The 19961-nt window shown below is 61.4% G+C and carries 21 protein-coding genes; 9 read left to right on the top strand and 12 right to left on the bottom strand.

Annotated features, from left to right (window positions below):
* The first annotated feature begins 21 nt into the window (after nt 1-21).
* The 5 genes from FJ398_04075 to FJ398_04055 all read left to right on the top strand — a co-directional run bounded on the left by FJ398_04075 (nt 22) and on the right by FJ398_04055 (nt 4582).
* On the top strand, nt 22-624 hold the full coding sequence (locus FJ398_04075) for a hypothetical protein (protein MBM3837132.1): 603 nt from the start codon (nt 22-24) through the stop codon (nt 622-624).
* Between the two features lie 139 nt (nt 625-763).
* Nucleotides 764-946, top strand: a complete 183-nt coding sequence (locus FJ398_04070; GenBank protein ID MBM3837131.1) for a hypothetical protein — start codon at nt 764-766, stop codon at nt 944-946.
* A gap of 262 nt (nt 947-1208) precedes the next feature.
* A complete protein-coding gene (locus tag FJ398_04065) occupies nt 1209-2276 on the top strand; it encodes a right-handed parallel beta-helix repeat-containing protein (protein MBM3837130.1) in 1068 nt (355 codons plus the stop codon).
* Nucleotides 2191-2442 carry a hypothetical protein gene (locus tag FJ398_04060; protein MBM3837129.1) on the top strand — a complete coding sequence of 84 codons (252 nt, stop codon included), beginning with the start codon at nt 2191-2193 and terminating at the stop codon, nt 2440-2442. Before FJ398_04065 ends, FJ398_04060 begins: the two co-directional genes overlap by 86 nt.
* A gap of 457 nt (nt 2443-2899) precedes the next feature.
* Nucleotides 2900-4582, top strand: coding sequence for an amidohydrolase (locus FJ398_04055; GenBank protein MBM3837128.1), 1683 nt, complete (start codon nt 2900-2902; stop codon nt 4580-4582).
* On the opposite strand, the gene FJ398_04050 is transcribed toward FJ398_04055, so the two are convergent.
* The 8 genes from FJ398_04050 to FJ398_04015 form a co-directional block, all read right to left on the bottom strand.
* Nucleotides 4558-5043 carry a DUF4058 family protein gene (locus FJ398_04050; protein MBM3837127.1) on the bottom strand — a complete coding sequence of 162 codons (486 nt, stop codon included), beginning with the start codon at nt 5041-5043 and terminating at the stop codon, nt 4558-4560. The genes FJ398_04055 and FJ398_04050 overlap by 25 nt on opposite strands.
* 95 nt (nt 5044-5138) lie before the next feature.
* On the bottom strand, nt 5139-5753 hold the full coding sequence (locus tag FJ398_04045) for a CDP-alcohol phosphatidyltransferase family protein (protein MBM3837126.1): 615 nt from the start codon (nt 5751-5753) through the stop codon (nt 5139-5141).
* Between the two features lie 255 nt (nt 5754-6008).
* Entirely contained in the window at nt 6009-7235 is a 1227-nt protein-coding gene (locus FJ398_04040; GenBank protein MBM3837125.1) for an MFS transporter, read from the bottom strand.
* 33 nt (nt 7236-7268) lie between these two features.
* Nucleotides 7269-7865 carry a sigma-70 family RNA polymerase sigma factor gene (locus FJ398_04035; protein MBM3837124.1) on the bottom strand — a complete coding sequence of 199 codons (597 nt, stop codon included), beginning with the start codon at nt 7863-7865 and terminating at the stop codon, nt 7269-7271.
* Nucleotides 7843-8340: a periplasmic heavy metal sensor gene (locus tag FJ398_04030; protein MBM3837123.1), complete on the bottom strand. Its 498-nt coding sequence runs from the start codon at nt 8338-8340 to the stop codon at nt 7843-7845. Before FJ398_04030 ends, FJ398_04035 begins: the two co-directional genes overlap by 23 nt.
* Before the next feature lie 6 nt (nt 8341-8346).
* Nucleotides 8347-8712 carry a hypothetical protein gene (locus FJ398_04025; protein MBM3837122.1) on the bottom strand — a complete coding sequence of 122 codons (366 nt, stop codon included), beginning with the start codon at nt 8710-8712 and terminating at the stop codon, nt 8347-8349.
* Nucleotides 8713-8730: 18 nt separating this feature from the next.
* Nucleotides 8731-9066, bottom strand: a complete 336-nt coding sequence (locus tag FJ398_04020) for a hypothetical protein (protein ID MBM3837121.1) — start codon at nt 9064-9066, stop codon at nt 8731-8733.
* Nucleotides 9067-9258: 192 nt separating this feature from the next.
* Nucleotides 9259-10140 carry a hypothetical protein gene (locus FJ398_04015; GenBank protein ID MBM3837120.1) on the bottom strand — a complete coding sequence of 294 codons (882 nt, stop codon included), beginning with the start codon at nt 10138-10140 and terminating at the stop codon, nt 9259-9261.
* Between the two features lie 641 nt (nt 10141-10781).
* Between FJ398_04015 and FJ398_04010 the strand changes: the two genes are divergently transcribed.
* Nucleotides 10782-11783 (top strand): hypothetical protein, encoded by a 1002-nt coding sequence (locus FJ398_04010; GenBank protein ID MBM3837119.1) that lies wholly within the window; start codon nt 10782-10784, stop codon nt 11781-11783.
* 12 nt (nt 11784-11795) lie between these two features.
* Here FJ398_04010 and FJ398_04005 read toward each other — a convergent pair whose 3' ends face one another.
* The 3 genes from FJ398_04005 to FJ398_03995 are packed head-to-tail and all read right to left on the bottom strand — an operon-like array spanning nt 11796 to nt 15941.
* On the bottom strand, nt 11796-12728 hold the full coding sequence (locus FJ398_04005; GenBank protein MBM3837118.1) for an ABC transporter ATP-binding protein: 933 nt from the start codon (nt 12726-12728) through the stop codon (nt 11796-11798).
* A complete protein-coding gene (locus FJ398_04000; protein ID MBM3837117.1) occupies nt 12622-14067 on the bottom strand; it encodes an ABC transporter ATP-binding protein in 1446 nt (481 codons plus the stop codon). Before FJ398_04000 ends, FJ398_04005 begins: the two co-directional genes overlap by 107 nt.
* Nucleotides 14064-15941 carry a hypothetical protein gene (locus FJ398_03995; protein MBM3837116.1) on the bottom strand — a complete coding sequence of 626 codons (1878 nt, stop codon included), beginning with the start codon at nt 15939-15941 and terminating at the stop codon, nt 14064-14066. Before FJ398_03995 ends, FJ398_04000 begins: the two co-directional genes overlap by 4 nt.
* 115 nt (nt 15942-16056) lie before the next feature.
* On the opposite strand from FJ398_03995, the gene FJ398_03990 reads away from it, so the two are divergent.
* The 3 genes from FJ398_03990 to FJ398_03980 all read left to right on the top strand — a co-directional run bounded on the left by FJ398_03990 (nt 16057) and on the right by FJ398_03980 (nt 19579).
* A complete protein-coding gene (locus tag FJ398_03990) occupies nt 16057-16356 on the top strand; it encodes a hypothetical protein (protein MBM3837115.1) in 300 nt (99 codons plus the stop codon).
* Between the two features lies 1 nt (nt 16357).
* Nucleotides 16358-17872: an amino acid permease gene (locus tag FJ398_03985; GenBank protein ID MBM3837114.1), complete on the top strand. Its 1515-nt coding sequence runs from the start codon at nt 16358-16360 to the stop codon at nt 17870-17872.
* 201 nt (nt 17873-18073) lie between these two features.
* Nucleotides 18074-19579, top strand: a complete 1506-nt coding sequence (locus FJ398_03980) for an amino acid permease (protein ID MBM3837113.1) — start codon at nt 18074-18076, stop codon at nt 19577-19579.
* 92 nt (nt 19580-19671) lie between these two features.
* Here FJ398_03980 and FJ398_03975 read toward each other — a convergent pair whose 3' ends face one another.
* Nucleotides 19672-19887, bottom strand: coding sequence for a CopG family transcriptional regulator (locus FJ398_03975; GenBank protein MBM3837112.1), 216 nt, complete (start codon nt 19885-19887; stop codon nt 19672-19674).
* Between the last annotated feature and the right edge of the window lie 74 nt (nt 19888-19961).

Here is a 19961-nt window from a genome sequence, read left to right as displayed (position 1 = left end):
AATCCGCGGGATAAAGGCTCTGTGCTTGTCGCGGGAGAGTTCGCCAAGGACCAGCCGCCTTGGAAAACCAACACGCAGAAAGAAGTGCCTCGCACGGCTGAAAGCTTGTTGGATTGCGTGAGACTTTTGTTTCAAGCGTCGAACGAACTCATGTTGGTGGATCAGAACTTCGACGCCGCAGAGCCTCGGTTTCGGGACCCGTTTGCTGCCTTGGTCGGCGCAAGGGACGGAGCCAAGCCGTGGCAACGGTGCGAACTGCACGTGGGCCATCCGCTCACCAAACAAGGATCGCTCGACAAGGCGGTTTTGGGGAACCGAATTCACCACATGCGATACCACCTTGCCGCGCTGGTGCCAAAGGGCAGCACGCTTCGCGTGTGTTTCTGGTATCGGAAGTCGGGCGGGAAGAAACTGCATCCTCGGTTCATTTTGACTGAGTACGGCGGGGTCCAAGTTGACTACGGCCTGGATGAAGGCGACAGCGGCGGTGATACGACGATCGTCAGCCTGATGGACCACGATCTCTGGCAGGTCGTGCGCGGGGATTACGGCCTTGGTCCTGGGCGCGCCCCGGCGTTCGAAACGGCTTCGGACTGTATTTGCGAAATCGCCGGGGAAGGGTGACGTCGATCTCGAGTTGATCTTCATCAAGGCCACAACCGGCGGACGGAAAGAAGGTGGCTGTGGCGCATGCAGCCTCCACTGTACAACTGAATGCCGTAGCAACACAGCGATCCTCAGCTCGAATGAAAGGAACTTCGCAATGTCAGATCTGAACCTGCAATCTGGTTGTCTCGTCCGCCGCCTTTTGTGCGTCGCCGCAGCCTTCTGGCCCAATCTCGGTTGGACTCAGACGGCGGTGCCGACGTTTGAGTGCATCGGACTGTATTGGAAGCCCGGTGACGTGGAGGGACGCGCCGCGAGTGGCGTTTTGCCGGAAGCCTAAGTTCGCTACCGCGCGCCTGGAGACAGCAATTGGCGACAAGGCTACCCGTTGTGTTATGACGAACGCGACCAGGAATTCCGCGGGAGTTTGGTTCAGCTTCAGCCCGGCACGAGCTATGAAATCGAACTGACGGCGCCGTCGGGCAAAAAGGCTTCGCTCATGGCCGCCACGCGCAACGAGCGGTTCCCGATCGGTCAGACAACCCATCTCCCAGGTGGCGAACTGGACAAGCCGCTGCGGATTGTCCAGTCGGGTACGGCAGATGCGTGTGCATTTGGTGACGCCGGCGCCAGGTTCGAAGACTGTGATCGATGTTTTCAACCTGCACGACAATTGCATCGAGGTCACCGCGAACTATGTCGTCGTTCGCGGGTTGGAATTGAAGAACGCCGGGCAACACGCGGTCCTCATTCGCAAGGGCGTGCAGAATGTGGTCGTCGAAGATTGCCGCATCACCGGATGGGGCCGGGTGGGCGGCGCGCGGGTCTGGGGCGTTTTTCACGGATCGGACAGCGCGGTCTATGGCGAATCAGGAAGCGGCGGGATCGTGATTCAGGGCAACCTGATCGAACATCCACGCAGCGGCTCGAACGATTGGGAATCGGGCCACCCGGACGGCCCACAGTCAATCTCCCTGGTTAATTCGTCAGGAGGAAACATCATTCGGTACAACACGATTCGTTCGACGGAGGATCATGGGTACAACGATGGCATCGGCGGCGCGAGCAACTTCAGCTTCGAGGGCAGCCCCAATCGCGATTCTGATATCTACGGCAACATCGTCGCCAATTGCTGGGACGACGCCATCGAGAGCGAGGGCGCGAACATGAACGTGCGCATCTGGAGCAATTACCTGGACAAGACTTTCGTGTTTGTCGCCACCGCCAGCACCTCGAAAGGGCCGATCTACATTTTCCGAAATTTATTCGGCACCAGCCGGGTTTCGCACCAAGATGCCAGCGGCGGGATGATCATCAAAACCGCCGGCCCCCGAAGATTCCTGACGCTCAACGGCGAGCAGGTCCCCGGCGATCAGGGGCGGCGCGTTGAACGTGTTCAGCGATCACGGGCTCGCGAATGCCATCTCGCGGAACAATATCTTCCGGGTTCGCGGGCGTGTTTATCCCTCGGCGAAAAACGACGGTCCGCCGAACGACCTGCGCGGCGACCTGACGAGCGGTTACCTCGCCGGCGGATTTGTCAGGTCGATGTTCGTGCCCTCCGAGCGGCTCGAATGGTTCTTGATGCCGACGGTGCCAACGATCAAGTGGGGCCGAGTCGAGTACTCGCGAAGCGGAAAGAATTTCGCGATTACGGACCCCGTCGTTGAGGCGCCGAATCCTGCGCTCGACAAAGGCGCGCGTCTGCCGGGTTTCAACGACGATTTCCAGGGCGCCGCGCCGGACATTGGCGCGTTCGAGAACGGCAATCCGCCGCTGCGATTTGGCCGCGAGGCCGCCCCCGGCTTTACCCGCGCGCCGTGGGAGACGCATTGATCAAGAGTAGGGCAGGCGTCCTGCCTGCCCCAACAGTTAGGAAGGTAATCCACCGCTCGTATCGAGTGTCGTAAACCAATCGTAAACTTGATCGAAGGCCGCACGTAGTCCCGGCTTCAGCCGGCCCGGGCGGGAAAACCGCCAGAAAGCCGGTTAAAACCGGGACTACGTGCGGGTCATTTTTCAACGCCAGGGCCAAAATGAGACTGCCCCGAACATTTTTGCGCGCATTGCGCCCATGAACCGAAGTTGTGCGCGCCAGCGTCTTGGAGTGCGGCAGTCCTCTACCGCATTTGCAGGGTCCGGCGGTTCCGAAAGCGCCAGAGGACTGGCGCACTCCAAACCTGACGGCGATTTCGCCGGTTCATGGGCAGAATTGCTGTCAAAGGGCGCGCTCGTCTTGGCTGGCTCGCTTCATCAGGATACGCGCGTGAAGCATTTACGATTGCACTTACCAATGACTCTCGCTTTCGCCGGCACATTCCTCTCCATTTCTTTTGGCGCCGATGCGCCGTCGCTCAAGCCGACGCTGGTCATTGTCAACGCCAACGTCCGCACGATGGACGCCAATCGCCCTCGAGCCGAAGCGGTGGCGGTTTATGGCAATCGCATTGCCGCGGTGGGGTCGTCGGCAGAAATTCGCAAGCTGACGGCGGCAGACACACGCATCATTGACGCGGCCGGGCGATTGCTCCTTCCCGGATTCAACGATGCGCACGTCCACTTCCTCAGCGGCGGTTCCCAGTTGTCGAACATCGATTTGCGGGACGCAAAAACGCCGGCGGAATTCGCGCAGCGGATCAAAGACTTTGCGCGGAACGTTCCTCGCGGCCGGTGGATCACGGGCGGCACCTGGGACCACGAGAGCTGGCCAGGCGCCCCGCTGCCCACGAAGAAGTTGATCGATGCGGACACGCCGGAAACGCCGGTCTTCGTCAGTCGCCTGGACGGCCACATGGCGCTGGCGAACAGTTACGCTCTCCAGTTAGCGGGGGTGACTCGCGAGACGAAGGATCCTCCCGGCGGCCTCATCGTGCGCGATCCACAGACCGGCGAACCGACGGGCATCTTGAAAGATGCAGCCATGGACTTCGTGAGTCGCGTCATCCCGCCGAAATCCTTTGAAGAAAAGCTCGCCGCCGCGCGCGCCGCCACGGATCACGCGGCCAGTCTTGGCGTCACCAGTGTGCAAGACATGTCCGGCAACACCGACCTCGCGGTGTATCAGGAACTCGCCCGGAGGGGTGAGTTGAAAACTCGCGTCTATGCCATCGCGCCGCTTCCGTCCTGGGATCGGCTGGCCGAAGTGGGATTCCACGCGCCGTTTGGGGACGATTTGATTCGGATTGGCGGGCTGAAAGGATTCGCGGACGGCAGCCTGGGATCGAGCACCGCTTATTTCTTCGAGCCTTACCAGGACGCGCCGCACACGCATGGTTTGCCCGGGGATCAAATGTTTCCCGAAGGCGCGATGTTGCGCCGAGTGCAGGAAGCGGATCGCGCCGGCTTGCACGTCATGGTCCACGCCATTGGCGACCGGGCGAATCACGAGATGCTGACAATTTTCGAGCAGGTCACGCAAACGAACGGTGCCCGCGACCGCCGATTCCGCATCGAACACGCTCAGCATTTGCGGTTGCGGGATATCGCGCGCTTTGCCCAAGCAAAAGTCATCGCGTCGATGCAACCGTATCACGCGGCCGACGACGGACGCTGGGCGGAGAAGCGTATCGGATCGGAGCGCGCGAAAGGGACCTACGCGTTCCGCTCGCTCCTCGATGCCGGCGTAACGCTGGCTTTCGGTTCGGATTGGCCGGTCGCGCCGCTGGATCCGCTTCAAGGAATTGCCGCCGCGGTCACGCGACGGACTCTGGATGGCAAGCATCCGAACGGTTGGGTGCCCGAACAGAAGATTCCAGCCGAGGAAACGGTGCGCGCGTTTACCGCGGGTTCGGCTTACGCGGAGTTTTCGGAGAACGCCAAGGGCACGATCACGCCGGGCAAATTGGCGGATCTCGTGATCCTGAGCCACGACATTCTGAGTTCTGATTTTGATTGGGCCAAATCGGGGCAGGTTCGTGTGGTCCTGACCCTCTTTGACGGGCGCGCGGTTTATCAAGCGACCGACTCCGGACGCTGACGCCAGACCGACAGGATTGAGGAACGGACCGCCACCAAATCTGCAATCTGTTTCTGCAAATAGAGTTTTTGCCCTTCGCCACCGGCCTTCTTGGCCGGGCTGAGAAGTTCAATGACCGTGATCACTTTGCCGCCGCCACGCTCGCGGATTTCGATGTAACCTTCGGTGACCGCTTCGTCTTCGAGGAGGAAAAGCAACGGTTCAGCAACGGCCACCCCGCTGTCATGGAGCACTGAGGAAGCAGGGTGCCTCGGAGGGTATTGAGCGACGTGCAGGTCGGGAACGATTCGGCGGATTGGCTCCACCTGGGTCTCGACGAAGACGCGTTCTTCGACGCGCGCGCGAAGGTCGGGTGGAAGCTGGGATTGCAGTGCATCCCGGGCATACGTGATCAGGCTTTGATGCACGTCACCCCAGCGGGTTTCCAGGTACGGGTCCATTCCGGGAAACGGGCTTCTCATGGCGACAGTGTAGGACAGCGTTGCGGGCTTGTCACGACACAGACGGACCTGGACTGAGCATCTGCTCCCGAGAACAGAGATCCATAAGTACACTTTCAGGAGGGCGGGTCGTGCGAAATGCGGCTCGGGGATTGATTGGGGGAAGCGGCGCTGATCGGGCTGACGCTCAATTGCCGGATGCCCTCCCACACATAAACCAGCCCGGAAATCGCCGTGCAAACGCCGGCGCCCCACAGCCAGACGGGCAGCCACGCCTCGGGCCACTTGAGCAAAATCCAACCCACGGTGATCATCTGGAAGACCGTCGCCGCCTTGCCGATCAGAATCGGGCGCACTACCACCTTGCCGCACGTGTAGTGAATCACTCCCAGGCCGATGGTGAGAATCACATCGCGCCCGAGGATGGTCGCAGTCAGCCAGAGTGGAATGCGATCGAGACGGTGTTCGTTGGGGAAGCTCAACAGCACGATCGCGGACACCAGCAAGAGTTTGTCCGCGAGCGGGTCGAGGATCGCGCCCAGTTCACTCCGCTGATTGCACCGCCGCGCGATATACCCGTCCACGCCATCGCAAAGAGCCGCGACGACAAACGTGGCGAACGCCAGCATCCGATGATTCTCGCTCCCCCTGTCGATATAGTACAACACCTGGACGATGAAAAAGGGGATGAAGAGGATGCGAAGGATGGTGATTTTGTTCGCCGTTGTCATGCCTGCCGCAAACCAGTCTCCCTGTTCCCTTCGCAGGCGTCAATCTCGGCGGGTCGCGGGTCAACTGCAGAGGTGCATCCACAAGTTGGCGGTGAAGCGTAGCGCAGATTTTCAATCTGCTGTATCGCTGACTTGCAGTCAGCTACGCGACAAACTCACCCGACCGCGCCGGCTTGGCCGGCGTGCCGCAGATTCCAAATCTGCGGTACGGCAGAGTGCAACTCTGCGCTACAAGTTGGCGCGACCTGTCCCCATTCAGAGAAGCGCCTGGGAAGTAGCTTCGTTCCGCCGCTTGCGGCACACGAACCACCCAAACCACACCGTGCCCAGCACGCCGCAGAACGCAGCTCCAACGAAATTCGCCTGCGGGCTGAGGCTCCAAAGCCAGGCGCCGATCAAGGATCCTGATGTGACGACACAGTCGCGAATCAGATAGTACGCGCCAAAGGCCCGCGCGCGAAATTCGATCGGAGCTTTGCCAATGATCAGCGCCTTGCGGGCGGGCTCGCCGAATTCCTTCAAGCCACGAATCACAAACGCCACACACAGCGCTGCGAAATCCGTGGCCCAGAGCAGCATCAAGGGAAAGCAGGTGAAGAAGACAAACGTAATCAAAACGAACGGGCGCCGTCCGTATTTGTCGGCGAGATGCGCCACCGGCACGTAGCACAACATGGCGGCCGCCATCTCGATCGCGACGAGGATGCCGAATTGTTGAGCGGTGACGCCGCCGTGGTTCAGCGCCCACAAAATGACGAAGGCGGAAGGAATGCGTTCGCAAAAGCGAATCAGGATGTCGCTGACCAACAATTCCCGCAGCGCCGGACTGAAGGATCTCACGACGCCGACGAAATTTGCGGACGGGTTCGGAGTTGCTTTGGACGCGGTTGGCTTGGGATCGACCATGAACCACTGGAACACCGTAGCGCACAACGTCAGCGCGATGCATCCCAGCAAGGCGCAACGCACGCCATCGCCCCATCCGTAATGTGTCACCAGCCAGCCGCCGGCCAGCGGGCCGAGCATCATGGGCACGCGCCGGACCAGCGACTGGACGCCAATACCCATGGTGTGCTGGTTTGACGCCAACGAACTGGCGACGACGGTGAACGTCGCTGGCAGGGAAAGGCCGCTCCAGGCCAGGAACAGCACGGAGCCCAAAACCAGCGCCAGCCAGTGTTGCCAGAGCAAAACCAGGACGTAGCCCGCGAGCGCGATGACATTGAAGAACAGGAGCGAACGCCGTTGCCCCCAACGATCTGTCAGCCAACCGCCTGGATACGCGTAGAGGGCGCCCAGCAGCGTTTGGAGTCCGTCGAACAGGCCGATGATGGCGACGCTCGCGCCGAGGGTTTGGAGATACTTTGGAGCAAAGTTCAGCCAGAGACGCTCGCCCATGAGCGCCAGCAGGAGCGTCACTAACAAGAGTGAAGTGTTCCTCCGCAGGGCCAGGAAGCTTGCGACCGATCGCAGCCAATTCATCGCCCGCCGTTTAGCAATTCCTTGGCGGAATGGCTACTCCGAAGCTTGCAGCAGTTTGCTGAGTTTGTTCTTCAACTGCTGCCGCGCCCGGTAAAGTCGCATCTCGACTGCCTTCGCGGAACAATCGAGGATCGCGGCGATTTCCGATTGCGACTTCCGCTCGTACTCGAAGAGAATCAACGGCACGCGCAGATCGTCCGGCAAGCTCCTCACGGCACTGCGCACCAGCTCAGCCCGCTCGTCCGCCAGAATGGACTCGCTCGGCGATGCGCGCCCATCGGCAATGGTCTCCCGAAAGTCATGCCCGGTTTCCGGGTTTTCCGCTTCGAGAGAAACGTGCGGTCGCCGTTTGCGCCAACGGTATTCCGAGCGAACCAAGTTCGTGGCGATGGTGTAGAGCCAGGTGGAAAAGCGGGCCTGGGGGTTGAATCGGGTCCGGTGCTGATAGACGCGGACGAAAGTCTCCTGAGCCAGGTCGCTCGCGTCATCTTCGTTTTGCAGGAGGCGAATGAGGTAGTGGAAAAGCCGCTCGCCATGCCGCGCCATCAATCCATCGAGCGCGGCGTCTCGACCGGCCGCCAGGCTTGCCATGTCCGCGGCATCCTCCTCATCGCTCGGCCGCGTGCTCATGGACTTGCCCCGCCTCTTGCTCGCCCGCCATGCCGTGATCCGGCAGAAAAGTCTTTTCCTGAACCCAGGCCAGGTAGCGTTTGCCCTGATCCGGCTTCATCGTTCGGCTGACCTCGTAGAAATGCTTGAGCATGTTCTTCTGACATTCGAGCCGAAGCTGGGAAGCTTCGGTGAGCTTGGCTTCAATCTCGGCGGTCAGCACATTGGTCTGGCTCAGCAGCGCTTTCAGTTCCGCGTCCTTGGCCGCGATGCGAGCGCACATCTGGGTGCATTGCGGAAGGTAGCCGTCGTGGAGGCGGGAGACGCGCTCGAATTCCGCATCGCTCAAGTTGAATTCGTTTTTCAACCAGAGCAATTCGGGAGTCTGGCTGTGGAGCATTTCCCGGCGCGACGACGTGCCGGCAAAATATAAACCCAGGTACGCGCCGACTCCCACAACCAAACCCGCCGCCAAAACGGTGATGCTCCGGATCATGGCTGGCTAACGCGTTCTTTGGTACGGATCGATCCGTTGGACGTAACGCTGACCGAGTAGCTCGTGCGTTTGGCTCTTGTCCCGCTGGGCTTGAAACCAGCCGAGAACCGAACCGCCGACCAGGAGCGCCATCAAATAGGTCAGCGCGACTGAAGGCTTGATCAAGGCGTGGTCCAAAAGATTCGTCAGCCAGTGGATGGCAGTCTGATCCTGCGGTCTTTGCGTGCGTTCGATGCGACGCCAGACTTCGCTGCTGAAACCGGCTGGCAATGGCCCCTTCACTTCCCAGCGTTGCAACACCTGGCGCAGCGCCTCGTCGTTGTTGTCAGGTTTGCCGGTGTTCATGGTTCGATGCCACCCCATATCACTCATTGAAGAGTTTCGCCACAACTACTTGAGCGGGGCGATTTCAAACTTCTCAGTCTTCGCGCCGAAGACGGCGAGATGTTTGGGAGTGAACAACGGTTGCGGCTTGTGTGCCAGGTCCACGTCATTCCGGAAACCGGCCACCCCCGGATGCCGGATCGCCAAGCTCCGTGGTGATGCGATGGGGAGCGCATTGGCGTGGACAAAATCCACATCGCTGCCAATGCCGCTGACGCGTTTGATCTGATTGGCCTTCGCCCGGGGCGAGGCGAGAGGTTCATCTGCGGCACGCGCGGTAGGCACGGCTGCGAGCGTGGTGAGGAGAGTTGCGGCCAGTAAGAATCGGTGAATGGTTTTCATAAACTTGTTTGTTCGAGTGGGATTGCCCACGTGGTTTTTGTTTTATCCACCTCCTTACTACGCCACGGATGTCCGAATCCCTCCGATTTCCATGTTCAAAGTTTCAGGTTTGAAAGTTCAAGGCGTTCCAAGGCGTTCCTCACGGGACAAAATCGAACATCGAACTTTGAACCCGAAACTTGAAACTCGCTCTTATTGCTCTTCGTCCAGAGGCCGCCTCTCCAGGATCAGACGGCCACCCTTTGCGTCCACCGTGACCCGCGCGAATCGGGAAAGGAATCCTGTTCCCAACAGTCCGCGTTCCGAAGGAAACAACTCGCGTTCGTGCAGTCCGGCCAGCACCGAATGCTTGCGGCTCCCCAGCCGGACGTTGAGCAAAGATTCCGGAATGCGAATCTCAGCCAGGCCAATAGACATTTTGAATGACTCGGCACGGGGCGGATGGTGCGAAACAACCCACTCCAACGAAGACGCGCAGCCGGTGTCCAACCGCACCCATCCCGGCGCCGCGTTGTTGACTTCGACCTGGAGCTGAAGCACGCCGCGGCGAATCTCCAGCGGGAGGATTTCGCCGTTTGTTGAGGCAACGGCGCGCTCGAACAGCCGAATCGTTTTCTTGTCAAAGTCGATCTGCACGACGCGCTCCAGGAAGAAATCCGCGCCCAACAAGCCATCGACGGAGCACACGCAGCTCTGGCTCAGGCGGCTCAAATCCACGGCGAGAAAGTTGTCCGGGAGCGCCGCGCCGGCTGCGGCAGCCGACAATGCGACTGGCCAATATCCTTCGGCCCGGGCATTGACGCCCCGAACTTCCACGCGGCGGCCAAGCTTCAAGCCGAGCCGCCGGGCCAACGAGAGATCCACGACGCTGACGTTGGCGCCGGAATCGACCAGGAAATTCAGAAGATTGGTCGATTGCGGGACGGCGACCTTGACCCAGAGCAGGCCGTCACGCCAATCGAATGGAATTTCGACCGCGGCTGGCGGCTGAGCACGCGGGATAGCAGAACTCAGCGCCAGAACAGCGACGATGAGGCAACGCAGCAGCACCGCGCTTTGCTGAGCACAGCCTATGCCGACACCTTGAAATGCCCGTCACCGACAACGGCGTGGCGGTTTCTGGACGATTCCCTTTCGCCTCAAGGAGCGTGACTGGTCCTTTTTGCGCGCGGAAGGCAAAACGCGGCAGACGCAAAGCGCCTGCCTTTCTTTGCCTGCTCCAACCGTTCATGTCTTTGCATTGAACAATTGTCTCCACTCGTTGGCTTGCGCATAGCCAGGACCAGAGGCAGACAGAGTAACTCCCACAGCAACGAGAATCCGGTGAATGAGCGATGAGGTCTTCATGATGAGAAGAGGTGTATCAGTTCCCGCGCCAACAGGCCGACGATTGGGACGAACATACGACGAGAACCTATAACACCGGTGCCGCGCACATGACGCCAGCAGAGTTCAAAAAGAAATGGTCTCGCTGCACCGGCAAAGAATCCTCCGCTTACCAGGAGAGAACGCCGCTGTCGCTGCCGCCGCGGGTGGGTTGAAGGATGGCGGTGAAACCGCTGACGGAGTGCCGGTGCAAGCGCCCATCCTGGCACATTCTCAGTTCGAGCGGCTCGAGGCCGAAGGTCAAGCGCGCGGCTATGCCTCACGCCTGCGCTGCTGAGCTGAGAACGACTTCTATTGACCGCCGCCTTTTCTGTCTCTTCACTGTTCTCATGCGCACCGCCTCTCTGATCATTCTCCTCACTCTTGATTTGACGGCATCCGCTGCCGAACTTCCCGAAGGCGTGCGGCGCGTCAAAGTCCTGAGCTACCCCGACTGCTTTAAGCTTTCGAACGCCGAGACGCGGGTCACCCTTTGCCATCAAGTCGGCGGGCGCGTGCTGGAGTATTCGTTCAAGGGGATTAATGCGCTTTACCTCGATCCGGCGGAAGCGAAATGGGGCACGCCCGGCGGGCCGCGCGCGCCGGACAGCGCGGGTCGCTTCGACATCGGGCCGGAGTATTTGATTCCACGGCGCGACAAGCTGTGGAGCGGGGAATGGAAAGCCGAGGCCATCGGGCCGCGCGCCGTCCGGTTGACGAGCCAGCCGGAGGAATCCACCGGGGTGCAGCTCATTCGTGAGTTTCGCCTCGACGCAAAAACCACGCACCTGGCCTGCACGCAAATCATCCGTAACGTGTCGAAGGAGACGAAGCGCTGGACGCATTGGAGCCGCACGTTTGCCGTGCATGGCGGAATTGGCGTGGTTCCGCTCACACCGGAAACACAGCGTTTTCCCAACGGCTGGGTGATGTACGATTTCAAAGGGGAGAGTGCGATCCTCGTGGCGCCCACGGATCCAAGCGTCCGCCGCCGCGGCAACTTTCTCGAAGTGCTCGGCCCGACGCGCCAGCCGAAGCTGGGCTTCGATTCGAACGCCGGCTGGTTTGCGTATGTGATGCCGCACCATCAGGCGTTCGTGAAACGATACCCTTCGCCGCCGGACGGCGTTTATCCTGAAATCGCCGGGCTGACGCTTTGCTTTTATTATCCGAAGGCCGAACAACTCCCCGTCTGCGAATTGGAGCCGCACGGCCCGCGCAATAACATTGCGCCGGGAGGTTCGGCTTCGTTCACCGAGGATTGGTATCTGCTGCCGCACCCGTTCCCCGCGCCTGGGACGGAGATTGACCTGGAAAAACTCGCCGCTCAGGTTGTCCGCGACGCGCGATGATTTGCATCCCGTTCAACGGTAAGCCGCCGCCTGGAGGCCGTAAAGTTCCGCGTACTGTCCGCGGTTGGCCACGAGCTCGTCGTGCGTGCCGGCTTCCACAAGACGGGCGCCGTCGAGCACGACAATGAGATCGGCCATTCGAACCGTGGAGAATCGGTGCGAGACCAGAATGGTGATGCGACCGTTGTTCGGCACCGCGCTGCCTTTGGCTGGACAGGCATTGGCGCCGCGACGGGCCGCGGCTGCGTAGCGCTCGAACAACGCGTGCTCGGTCTCGGCGTCGAGCGCGGCGGTGGGCTCGTCCAGCACCAGAAGCAACGGCTCATTGCGCATGAAACCGCGCGCCAGCGAGAGCTTCTGCCATTGACCGAAGGACACTTCCACGCCCCCAGGCCAGGTTGGACCAAGTTGCGTGTCCAGTCCCGTCTTCAGCCGCGACACGACGTCGCTCGCGCCCGCCCGATCAACGGCGGCGACCACGGCCGGTTCATCGTTGAAGCGAGGCACATCGCCCAACCCCACGGTGTGGCGCGCGCGGAATTCGAACCGGAAGAAATCCTGAAACGCCCCCGCCATTCGCGAGCGCCATTCGCGCGCCGGCATCCTCGCGAGCAGCGCGCCGTCCACCAGAATAAAACCGGACGTTGGTTCGTACAGCTTGGCCAGCAGCTTGACCAAAGTCGTTTTCCCCGCGCCATTCTCTCCGACCACGGCCACGACCGCGCCTGCGGGCAACGAAAGCGACACATTGTCGAGAACGCGCTTCGACGTGCCCGGATAGATAAACGATACTTGTTCGAGGCGAATTCCTTGGTTCAGCTTTGCCGGCACGGGCACGTCAGCCGACTCCAGGGTCGAGGCCGCATAATCCTCGAGCCAGGATCGTGTCGAAGTCGGCGAGGCTTGCGGCGCCGGCGGATTCGAGCGCGGCTCGCACCGCTTTATCCGGCGCGCCCGCGGGCGCCACGTTCTCCCGGAGAGGCAGCTCGAAACGCGTGAAATCCTGGAAAACCGCGGACAGACGCGCCCGCCAGGAAGCCAGGTCGAAGGCGCGCAAATCCACACCATCAATTTCAATCGCGCCGGATTGCGGGTCGTAAAATCGGCACAACAATTTGGCGAATGTGGTTTTGCCGGCGCCATTTTGGCCGACAATGGCCAGCGACGTGCCGGCCGGGATGACCAGATTGAAGCGCTCCAGCACTGCCTCGCCTTCCGGATACGCGAACGTCAAATCGCGAAAACGAATTTCTCGGGCCGGCAACCCCGACGCGGAGCGATTGCCGCACGTCAGCGCGCCCGCCGGCGCCATGGCGGATTCGAGGCGCAACACCGCGGCCACGGGCGCGGACGATCCGTCGAGCGCCCAACTGAGTCCGCCAAACGCGACCAGCGAAGTGCCGACCGCGCATTGAGCGAAGACGACCGCTTGCGCCAGAGTCACGTTTCCGGCAGCGACCCCATTGGCCAGCGTCCAGAAGAAAACAATGTTGGCGCCGCTGACAATCAGAAGGCTCCACAGCACCGGCTTCTCGCGGAGCCGCGTGGCTTCGTACTGCAGCGCGTGCAGGCGGGTCCGGCATTTGACAAAGCGGTCGATTGTCCAACTCGCAAGGCCAAACAAGCGCAGTTCCTTGGCCGCCGGTGGATCGACGGCCAGTTTGTAGGCGTAATCGGAATCGCGTTGCGCGCCGCGAACCTCCTCGGTGTTGCGATCCCGCCAGACCGCGCTCTCGCGCAGCAGCCAGTGCGTCCCCAGCCAGGCCCCGGCCAGAAGAATCGGCGCCCACCACGCGTATGTGGCGAGCACGATAGCGGACGCGAGGCCGGCGATCATTTCCACCAGCCCGCCCGCGATGAAGTCCATGGAAATGCTCAGCGGCGGACCGGTCATGCCGAGATCGAAGTCGCGCGCGACGGTGAGGTCGCCGGTGAGCTTCGGATTCTCGAGGTGTCCCAGGCCGGGCGGGCGAACGCAGGCTTCGGTAAGCCGATCGTAAAGCCACGCCGCCGTGCGGTCTCCGAGGTTGCTGCTGACCGCTTGATGAATGGGCGTGAGCACTTGAAGCACGACGAAGATGGCCCCAGCCACGCTGAGAGGGCCGGTCAGGTTTTCGCCGCTTTCCACGGCGCCCACGAGCGCGCCCATCGCAAAGGCGAACGCAGCAGGCAGCGCGCCCCGAAGAATTAGAATGGCCCACCAGAGGATGGCCAGAGCACAATCCGCTTTAGGCAGGACGCCGAAGAACTTCCACTCGTTTCGCTCGCGCAATCGCTGGATCAGCACACGTCGTGACGTTCAGGGAGATGGTCTCTGGCCGCGCGGAAAGCTACGATTTGCTCAGAGCGCCGGGCAAGCTCAAACGCTTGGAGCGTTACAACGAATTCGCCGAATCCGTTCGGCACGCGCAACCCGGAGCAGAAGCCTTCGGTCATGTATTGGGCAGTCGAATCCGCTGGGGAGCGCACGCGCCCCGCGTGCATCAAACCGGCGACCTCGCCGGTTCGCTTTGGAGCATCGGCTGCCGTTGGGGCATGAAGGGGTCCTCGCTCGTGAGAAGCGGCAGACGAGGCGTCTGCCGCGGCACGCGAGGCGCGTGCGCTCCCCGGAAAGGGTGAAACGCGAACGCACCAACCCATGAACGGCACATCGTAGATGGGGCGGTGGCCCGTGATCATGACGTGGAAATTCCCGGCCCCATCGAGCGCGGGACCCGTGGCGTAAGAATGGTAATTGCCGGTGTAACCCCAGCCGTCGCTAATGCACTCGAAAAAGTCAGCCTCGCCATTGGCGTCGGTATCCACGAGGCGCGTCAGTTCGCATTTCTGCGTGACATAGATGTTGCCCTGGACGACGCGCAGGCCGCCCGGCTCGTTTAACCCGCGCGCAAAGCGGCGCCACCGCGCTTGCCCGGGAGCGCCTGTGGCGCCTTCGACAATCCAGACTTCGCCTGCGTACGTGCAAATGGCCAAATCGCCGTTCGGCAGGAAATCCATGCCGCCGACCAACAGTTTGATGTCCTTCGGCACCGGCAAATGTTCGATGACGAAAGACTCGTCGGCTCCGGAAACGCGGACCACTCCATCCCGGACGTTACTCGGATAAGCCAGTGGAGGGGGACGGTGGGGCGAGGCTCTCGCCGAGCCGTTCGCCGAGGGCCATCGGCTCGTGAGGACGCTCGCCCCACCTTCACCGAAGCTATCTGGCGCAGCGGCGAGTTCTTTTGCCAGCGCGAGCGCCTCATCCCGATCGGCGCACACGGCGGTGGCGACCTCCACGACTTGCTCGACGGCGCTTGGCGGCAGCGTGAGAGTGATTTGCACTTGCGGGCCGGAGACCAGGTTGGTCACCACCGCGCTGTAAGGACCTTTGCCGCCGCGTTCACTTTGCAGGAGCACGACATGATCGGCGTCATCGCGGCGGGCGGCGAGCGCGCGCGAAGGCAACCCGCGCGCTGTGACCAGCAGGAAATCTCGCGCGCGCCGGATGGCGATGGCGTTTTGCAGGTCGGGCAACAGCACCGATTCGCCGGGACCGTGAAACGGCGACCAGCGGACTGGCTCACGGTGCGGGGAAATGCGGACGCGCCGGATGACGGCGTCGCGCGACTGAACGCGCTCGCATCGCGGCATTTCTTGCACTTGCGCTGGCGCATCCGAAGCAGGGAGGAGTTCGTAAAGGAAACTCGTCGGGCCGTTCCGCGTGCTCACGCCGAGAAAACGGGACTCCGCCACTTCGAAACGACCGCCGTCCGGGCGACCGGTTTCCCATGGCTGCCGCGGGAGGCTCGCCCAAAGCGGCGAGCCGGTAATGTCGCAGATGAACCGCGTGGCGGTATTGTTGAACGGCGGGCCGTAAAGATTCAACGGCACACCCTCCCAAACTGTGTGCGTGCGGAGCAGATGCGCGTCGAAAGCCAGGTGCAGGTTCGTCGTCAGCGAAACGACGATGCTCCGGCTGGAAGGCCCCATCGGTGCGCGCCGGAACGGGATGTCCGGCGCATCGTGCACCGGCGTCACGTTCGAGGGTCTGGCTGCCTGGAATTGTGCGACGACAGCCGTATCGAGCCCCGTCACCGCGACAAAAAACATCAAGCCGGCCAATCCGTGACGATTCCCTTCGAACAGGAGGCAACGAAGTGAACAGAGGTCGGGCATGTCTGGCCGAGGATACTCGTTGCTGATCCTGAAACAAGGCCTGCGAAGTGAACTTGCAATCGGCAATTGCTCTGGGGCAACATCCGCGCGTGCCACCTCCCTTGATCTGATTACCATGATGACTCGCCATGAACCCGGTAGGGCGAGTCCGTCCCGTCGAGCCGTTCGACGTGCGTTGAACACGTCCGACTCGGCTCGCTGGGGACAGGCTCTCCCTACCATGAGGTTCGTGGGAAGCTTTCTTGGCCCCAGGGCCATGCCCATGGCCGATGAACCGAAAACCGTGCGGACCGCAGCCTTCAGGCTGCTTCCGCGCACTCTCCGGAGTCCAGCGCTGAAGCGGCCTAAAGGTCACGGTCCGGAGGAACGGTTCATGGGAAGCCTGCTTGATGGGACGACTGGAAATTCATTTTGAAATGAGTCTCTTCCGCGTCAAGTCTCTCGATGAGCTGAACGCCGAGGCGGTGCGTCCGGAACAGCAGCTCCGGCGCGCGCTCGGTCCGGTTCAACTGACGCTGCTTGGCATTGGCGCGATCATCGGCGCGGGGCTGTTCTCGACCGTCGGAACGGCGGCTGCCGGGGGAAGCGGACACATCGGCGCCGGACCGGCGCTGGTGGTTTCGTTTGTGTTGGTCGCGATTGCCTGCGGTTTCGCGGCGCTTTGTTATGCAGAATTCGCTTCGATGGTTCCCGTGTCCGGGTCGGCTTACACCTACGCTTACGCGACGCTCGGCCAGCTCATGGCCTGGATCATCGGTTGGGATTTGATTCTCGAATATGCCGTGGGCAACGTGGCCGTCGCGATTTCCTGGTCGGAATATTTCCAAACCTTGCTGCGCGGGCTGCAGGTGAATTGGCCCGCGTGGCTCGGCGTGGATTATCGAACGGCGTTGGATGCGGCCAAAACCGCGGCGGACAACACGGATCCAGGCACGTTGTCGGATTCGTTGCTGCGCGCGGCTCGGGCTTGGAAGGAAGCGCCGCGGCTGGCTGGCGTTCCGCTCGTCTTCAATCTGCCGGCGGTGCTCATCACGGCGTTGCTCACGTGGATTCTCGTGCGCGGCATCCGGGAAAGTTCCGCGTTCAACACGATCATGGTCGTGTTGAAACTGACGGTCGTCGGACTGTTCATCGGCGTCGGGACGTTTTACATCCGTCCGGAGAATTGGAGTCCATTTTCGCCGAATGGATTTCAAGGCATCTCCAGCGCCGCCGGCGTGATTTTCTTCGCCTACATCGGATTCGATGCGGTTTCGACCGCGGCCGAGGAAACCCGCGATCCGCAACGAAATCTGCCGATCGGGATCATCGCCAGTTTGATCGTGTGCACGGTGTTTTATGTTGCGGCGGCGCTCGTGCTGACGGGCATGGTGCCCTGGAAGGAATTCACCGGGGCCGCGGATCCTTTGGCCAAGGCCTTTTCCGAACGCGGCATGAACTGGACGGCGGGCCTGATTTCCCTGGGCGCAGTGTTCGCGACCACTTCCGTGCTGCTGGTCTATCAGTTGGGCCAGCCGCGAATCTTGTTTTCGATGGCGCGCGATGGCTTGCTGCCCGCCTGGGCCGCGCGTGTGCATCCGCGCTACCGGACCCCGCACATACCCACGATCCTGACGGGCGTTTTCGTGGCCGGGCTTTCAGCGGTCGCGAACATCAATGAGATGGCGGACGTGTGCAGCATCGGGACGCTGTTCGCGTTCGTGCTCGTGGCGGCGGGAATCATTGTGTTGCGGCGAATCGATCCGAATCGGCCCCGGCCTTTTCGCACGCCGTGGGTGCCGTGGGTGCCGCTCGGCGCCATCCTGAGCTGTGGCTATTTGATGATGGCGCTGCCCAAGGAAGCCTGGGTTCGCTTCGCTGTGTGGCTCGCGATTGGAATGGTGATTTATTTTGCCTACAGCCACCGAAATGCGCAGCGCCAGAGGCAATGACGAAGCCCTGTGCATTCTGTTTCGATGGGGAGCGCACGCGCCCTCGCGTGCAGGGGTCGGCGCCCTCGCCGACCACAAGGATTCGGTCGAATCTGCTACCATTGAATGACCGTCTGACGCGTCGATTCCGACCGGCGAGGCGCCGGTCGGAACACGCGAGTGCGCGTGTGCTCCCCAGTCCATTCGTCACCTGAAGGTCCTATGCCAGAGCCCACGCCCCACGCCCCCGTGACCGAAGGCCAATTCGTCCGCGGCCTTGGCCTGCTCGACTCGACGATGATGGTCGCAGGTTCGATGATCGGGTCCGGCATTTTCATCGTCTCGGCGGACATTGCGCGCCAGGTCGGGTCAAGCGGCTGGCTGCTGGTGGTCTGGCTGATCACGGGCGTGCTCACGGTGATCGCGGCGCTGAGTTACGGCGAGCTGGCGGCCATGATGCCGCGCGCGGGCGGTCAATACGTCTATTTGCGCGAGGCTTATAGCCCGCTCTGGGGGTTCCTGTACGGCTGGACGTTTTATCTGGTGATTCAAACCGGCACGATCGCCGCTGTAGCGGTGGCGTTCGCGCGTTTTCTCGGCGTCCTGGTTCCTGCGATCTCAGAAAGCCACGTCTATTTCGAGTTCGGTCGATTCGCATTGACCCCGACAAAACTGGTGGCGATTGCCGTCCTAATTCTGCTCACGTGGTCCAACTCGACCGGCCTCCGCACAGGGAAGATCGTGCAAAACATCTTCACGATCACGAAAATTGCGGCGCTCCTGGGATTGGTGCTCCTGGGTTTGTTGGTTGGGGCCAATTCGATGGCGATCAGCGCTAATTTTCAAGACTGGTGGTCGGCGTCCTTCACGCAGCCGTCCGCCCGCGGCGGAAACGAATTTACGACCACAGCGCTCCAGGGCCAGGGCCTGCTCCTGGTATTAGGCACGGCGATGGTCGGCTCGCTGTTTTCAGCCGACGCGTGGCACTGTGTCACCTTCACCGCTGCCGAGGTGAAAAATCCGAAACGCAACTTGCCGCTCAGCCTCTTTCTTGGAGTCAGTTTGGTTTGCGCACTCTATTTCCTGGCGAACATCGCTTATCTCCTCACCTTGCCGCTCCACGGATCGCCTGCCGGAACCACCGCTCTGGAACGCGGCATCCAATTCGCCCTCAACGATCGCGTGGGCACGGCGGCAATGGAGGTGATCTTTGGACAAAACGCCGCCGCGATCATGGCGCTGCTGATCATGATTTCCACGTTCGGGTGCATCAACGGGCTGGTCCTGGTGGGCGCGCGGGTCTATTACGCGATGGCGCGGGACGGGCTTTTCTTTGCCAGGATCGGCCAACTCAACCGCCAGGGCGTCCCCGGCAACGCGCTCCTTATCCAATGTGTGTGGGCGTGCTTGTTGACGTTGTCCGGCACCTACAGCGAACTGCTCGACTACGTGGTTTTCGCGGTGCTGATTTTCTACGTCCTGACCATGGCCGGCCTGTTTGTGCTTCGTCGAAAACGCCCCGACGTCGAGCGGCCCTACCGGGCGTTTGGGTATCCGGTGGTTCCGGCCATTTACGTCGTAGCCGCCTCGCTGATTGCGCTGGACCTGTTGATCAGTCCGAAGACGAGCGGCAATGCCTGGCCCGGCTTGTTGATCGTGCTGGCGGGTGTCCCGGCGTATTTCTTCTGGAAACGAGGCCGCGCCCGCGGTGCGGCATTACAAGAGTGAAATGGCGAACGGAGTCAAGTTCGTCGCCCATTCGTGATGCGCATCGCGACGGTTGAGAAAGGCCACCAACAGGCCGGTGTCGGCGATTAACTTCATTGCTTTCCGAAACCCTCTCTTTGGGAGAGATCACTGGCTCCCGAAAGCGAACCGGCCAAAGCCAACGCGCGCTGCCTGCGGATGTCCGACTTGCCGGAGCGAGATTGCCGAAACGCGTCTCGCAAGATTTCACTTTTCGAACGGCCGGTCTTGCGGGCGAGAGCGGCCAATTCCCGCGCTTCTTCCGGACTCAAGCGGATGCTGATTGTCATACGAACGGTACAACATTGTCGTACAAACACCCGACGCGCAAGCCGGTTTTTACCCATTGCGGCAGCCTTTCAGT

This window comes from Verrucomicrobiota bacterium (assembly GCA_016871535.1).
Lineage (GTDB): Bacteria > Verrucomicrobiota > Verrucomicrobiia > Limisphaerales > SIBE01 > VHCZ01.
This window is presented reverse-complemented; position numbering and strand designations above follow the sequence as displayed.

Bases quoted from the DNA above. Each gene is read 5' to 3' on its own strand.
- FJ398_04040 (MBM3837125.1), bottom strand. From the start codon at position 7,235: ATGAATTGGCTGCGATCGGTCGCAAGCTTCCTGGCCCTGCGGAGGAAC.
- FJ398_04060 (MBM3837129.1), top strand. From the start codon at position 2,191: ATGCCGACGGTGCCAACGATCAAGTGGGGCCGAGTCGAGTACTCGCGA.
- FJ398_03980 (MBM3837113.1), top strand. From the start codon at position 18,074: ATGCCAGAGCCCACGCCCCACGCCCCCGTGACCGAAGGCCAATTCGTC.
- FJ398_04020 (MBM3837121.1), bottom strand. From the start codon at position 9,066: ATGAAAACCATTCACCGATTCTTACTGGCCGCAACTCTCCTCACCACG.
- FJ398_04035 (MBM3837124.1), bottom strand. From the start codon at position 7,865: ATGAGCACGCGGCCGAGCGATGAGGAGGATGCCGCGGACATGGCAAGC.
- FJ398_04045 (MBM3837126.1), bottom strand. From the start codon at position 5,753: ATGACAACGGCGAACAAAATCACCATCCTTCGCATCCTCTTCATCCCC.
- FJ398_04070 (MBM3837131.1), top strand. From the start codon at position 764: ATGTCAGATCTGAACCTGCAATCTGGTTGTCTCGTCCGCCGCCTTTTG.
- FJ398_04010 (MBM3837119.1), top strand. From the start codon at position 10,782: ATGCGCACCGCCTCTCTGATCATTCTCCTCACTCTTGATTTGACGGCA.
- FJ398_03995 (MBM3837116.1), bottom strand. From the start codon at position 15,941: ATGCCCGACCTCTGTTCACTTCGTTGCCTCCTGTTCGAAGGGAATCGT.
- FJ398_03985 (MBM3837114.1), top strand. From the start codon at position 16,358: ATGAGTCTCTTCCGCGTCAAGTCTCTCGATGAGCTGAACGCCGAGGCG.
- FJ398_04065 (MBM3837130.1), top strand. From the start codon at position 1,209: ATGCGTGTGCATTTGGTGACGCCGGCGCCAGGTTCGAAGACTGTGATC.
- FJ398_03975 (MBM3837112.1), bottom strand. From the start codon at position 19,887: ATGACAATCAGCATCCGCTTGAGTCCGGAAGAAGCGCGGGAATTGGCC.
- FJ398_04030 (MBM3837123.1), bottom strand. From the start codon at position 8,340: ATGATCCGGAGCATCACCGTTTTGGCGGCGGGTTTGGTTGTGGGAGTC.
- FJ398_03990 (MBM3837115.1), top strand. From the start codon at position 16,057: ATGATGACTCGCCATGAACCCGGTAGGGCGAGTCCGTCCCGTCGAGCC.
- FJ398_04025 (MBM3837122.1), bottom strand. From the start codon at position 8,712: ATGAGTGATATGGGGTGGCATCGAACCATGAACACCGGCAAACCTGAC.
- FJ398_04050 (MBM3837127.1), bottom strand. From the start codon at position 5,043: ATGAGAAGCCCGTTTCCCGGAATGGACCCGTACCTGGAAACCCGCTGG.
- FJ398_04055 (MBM3837128.1), top strand. From the start codon at position 2,900: ATGACTCTCGCTTTCGCCGGCACATTCCTCTCCATTTCTTTTGGCGCC.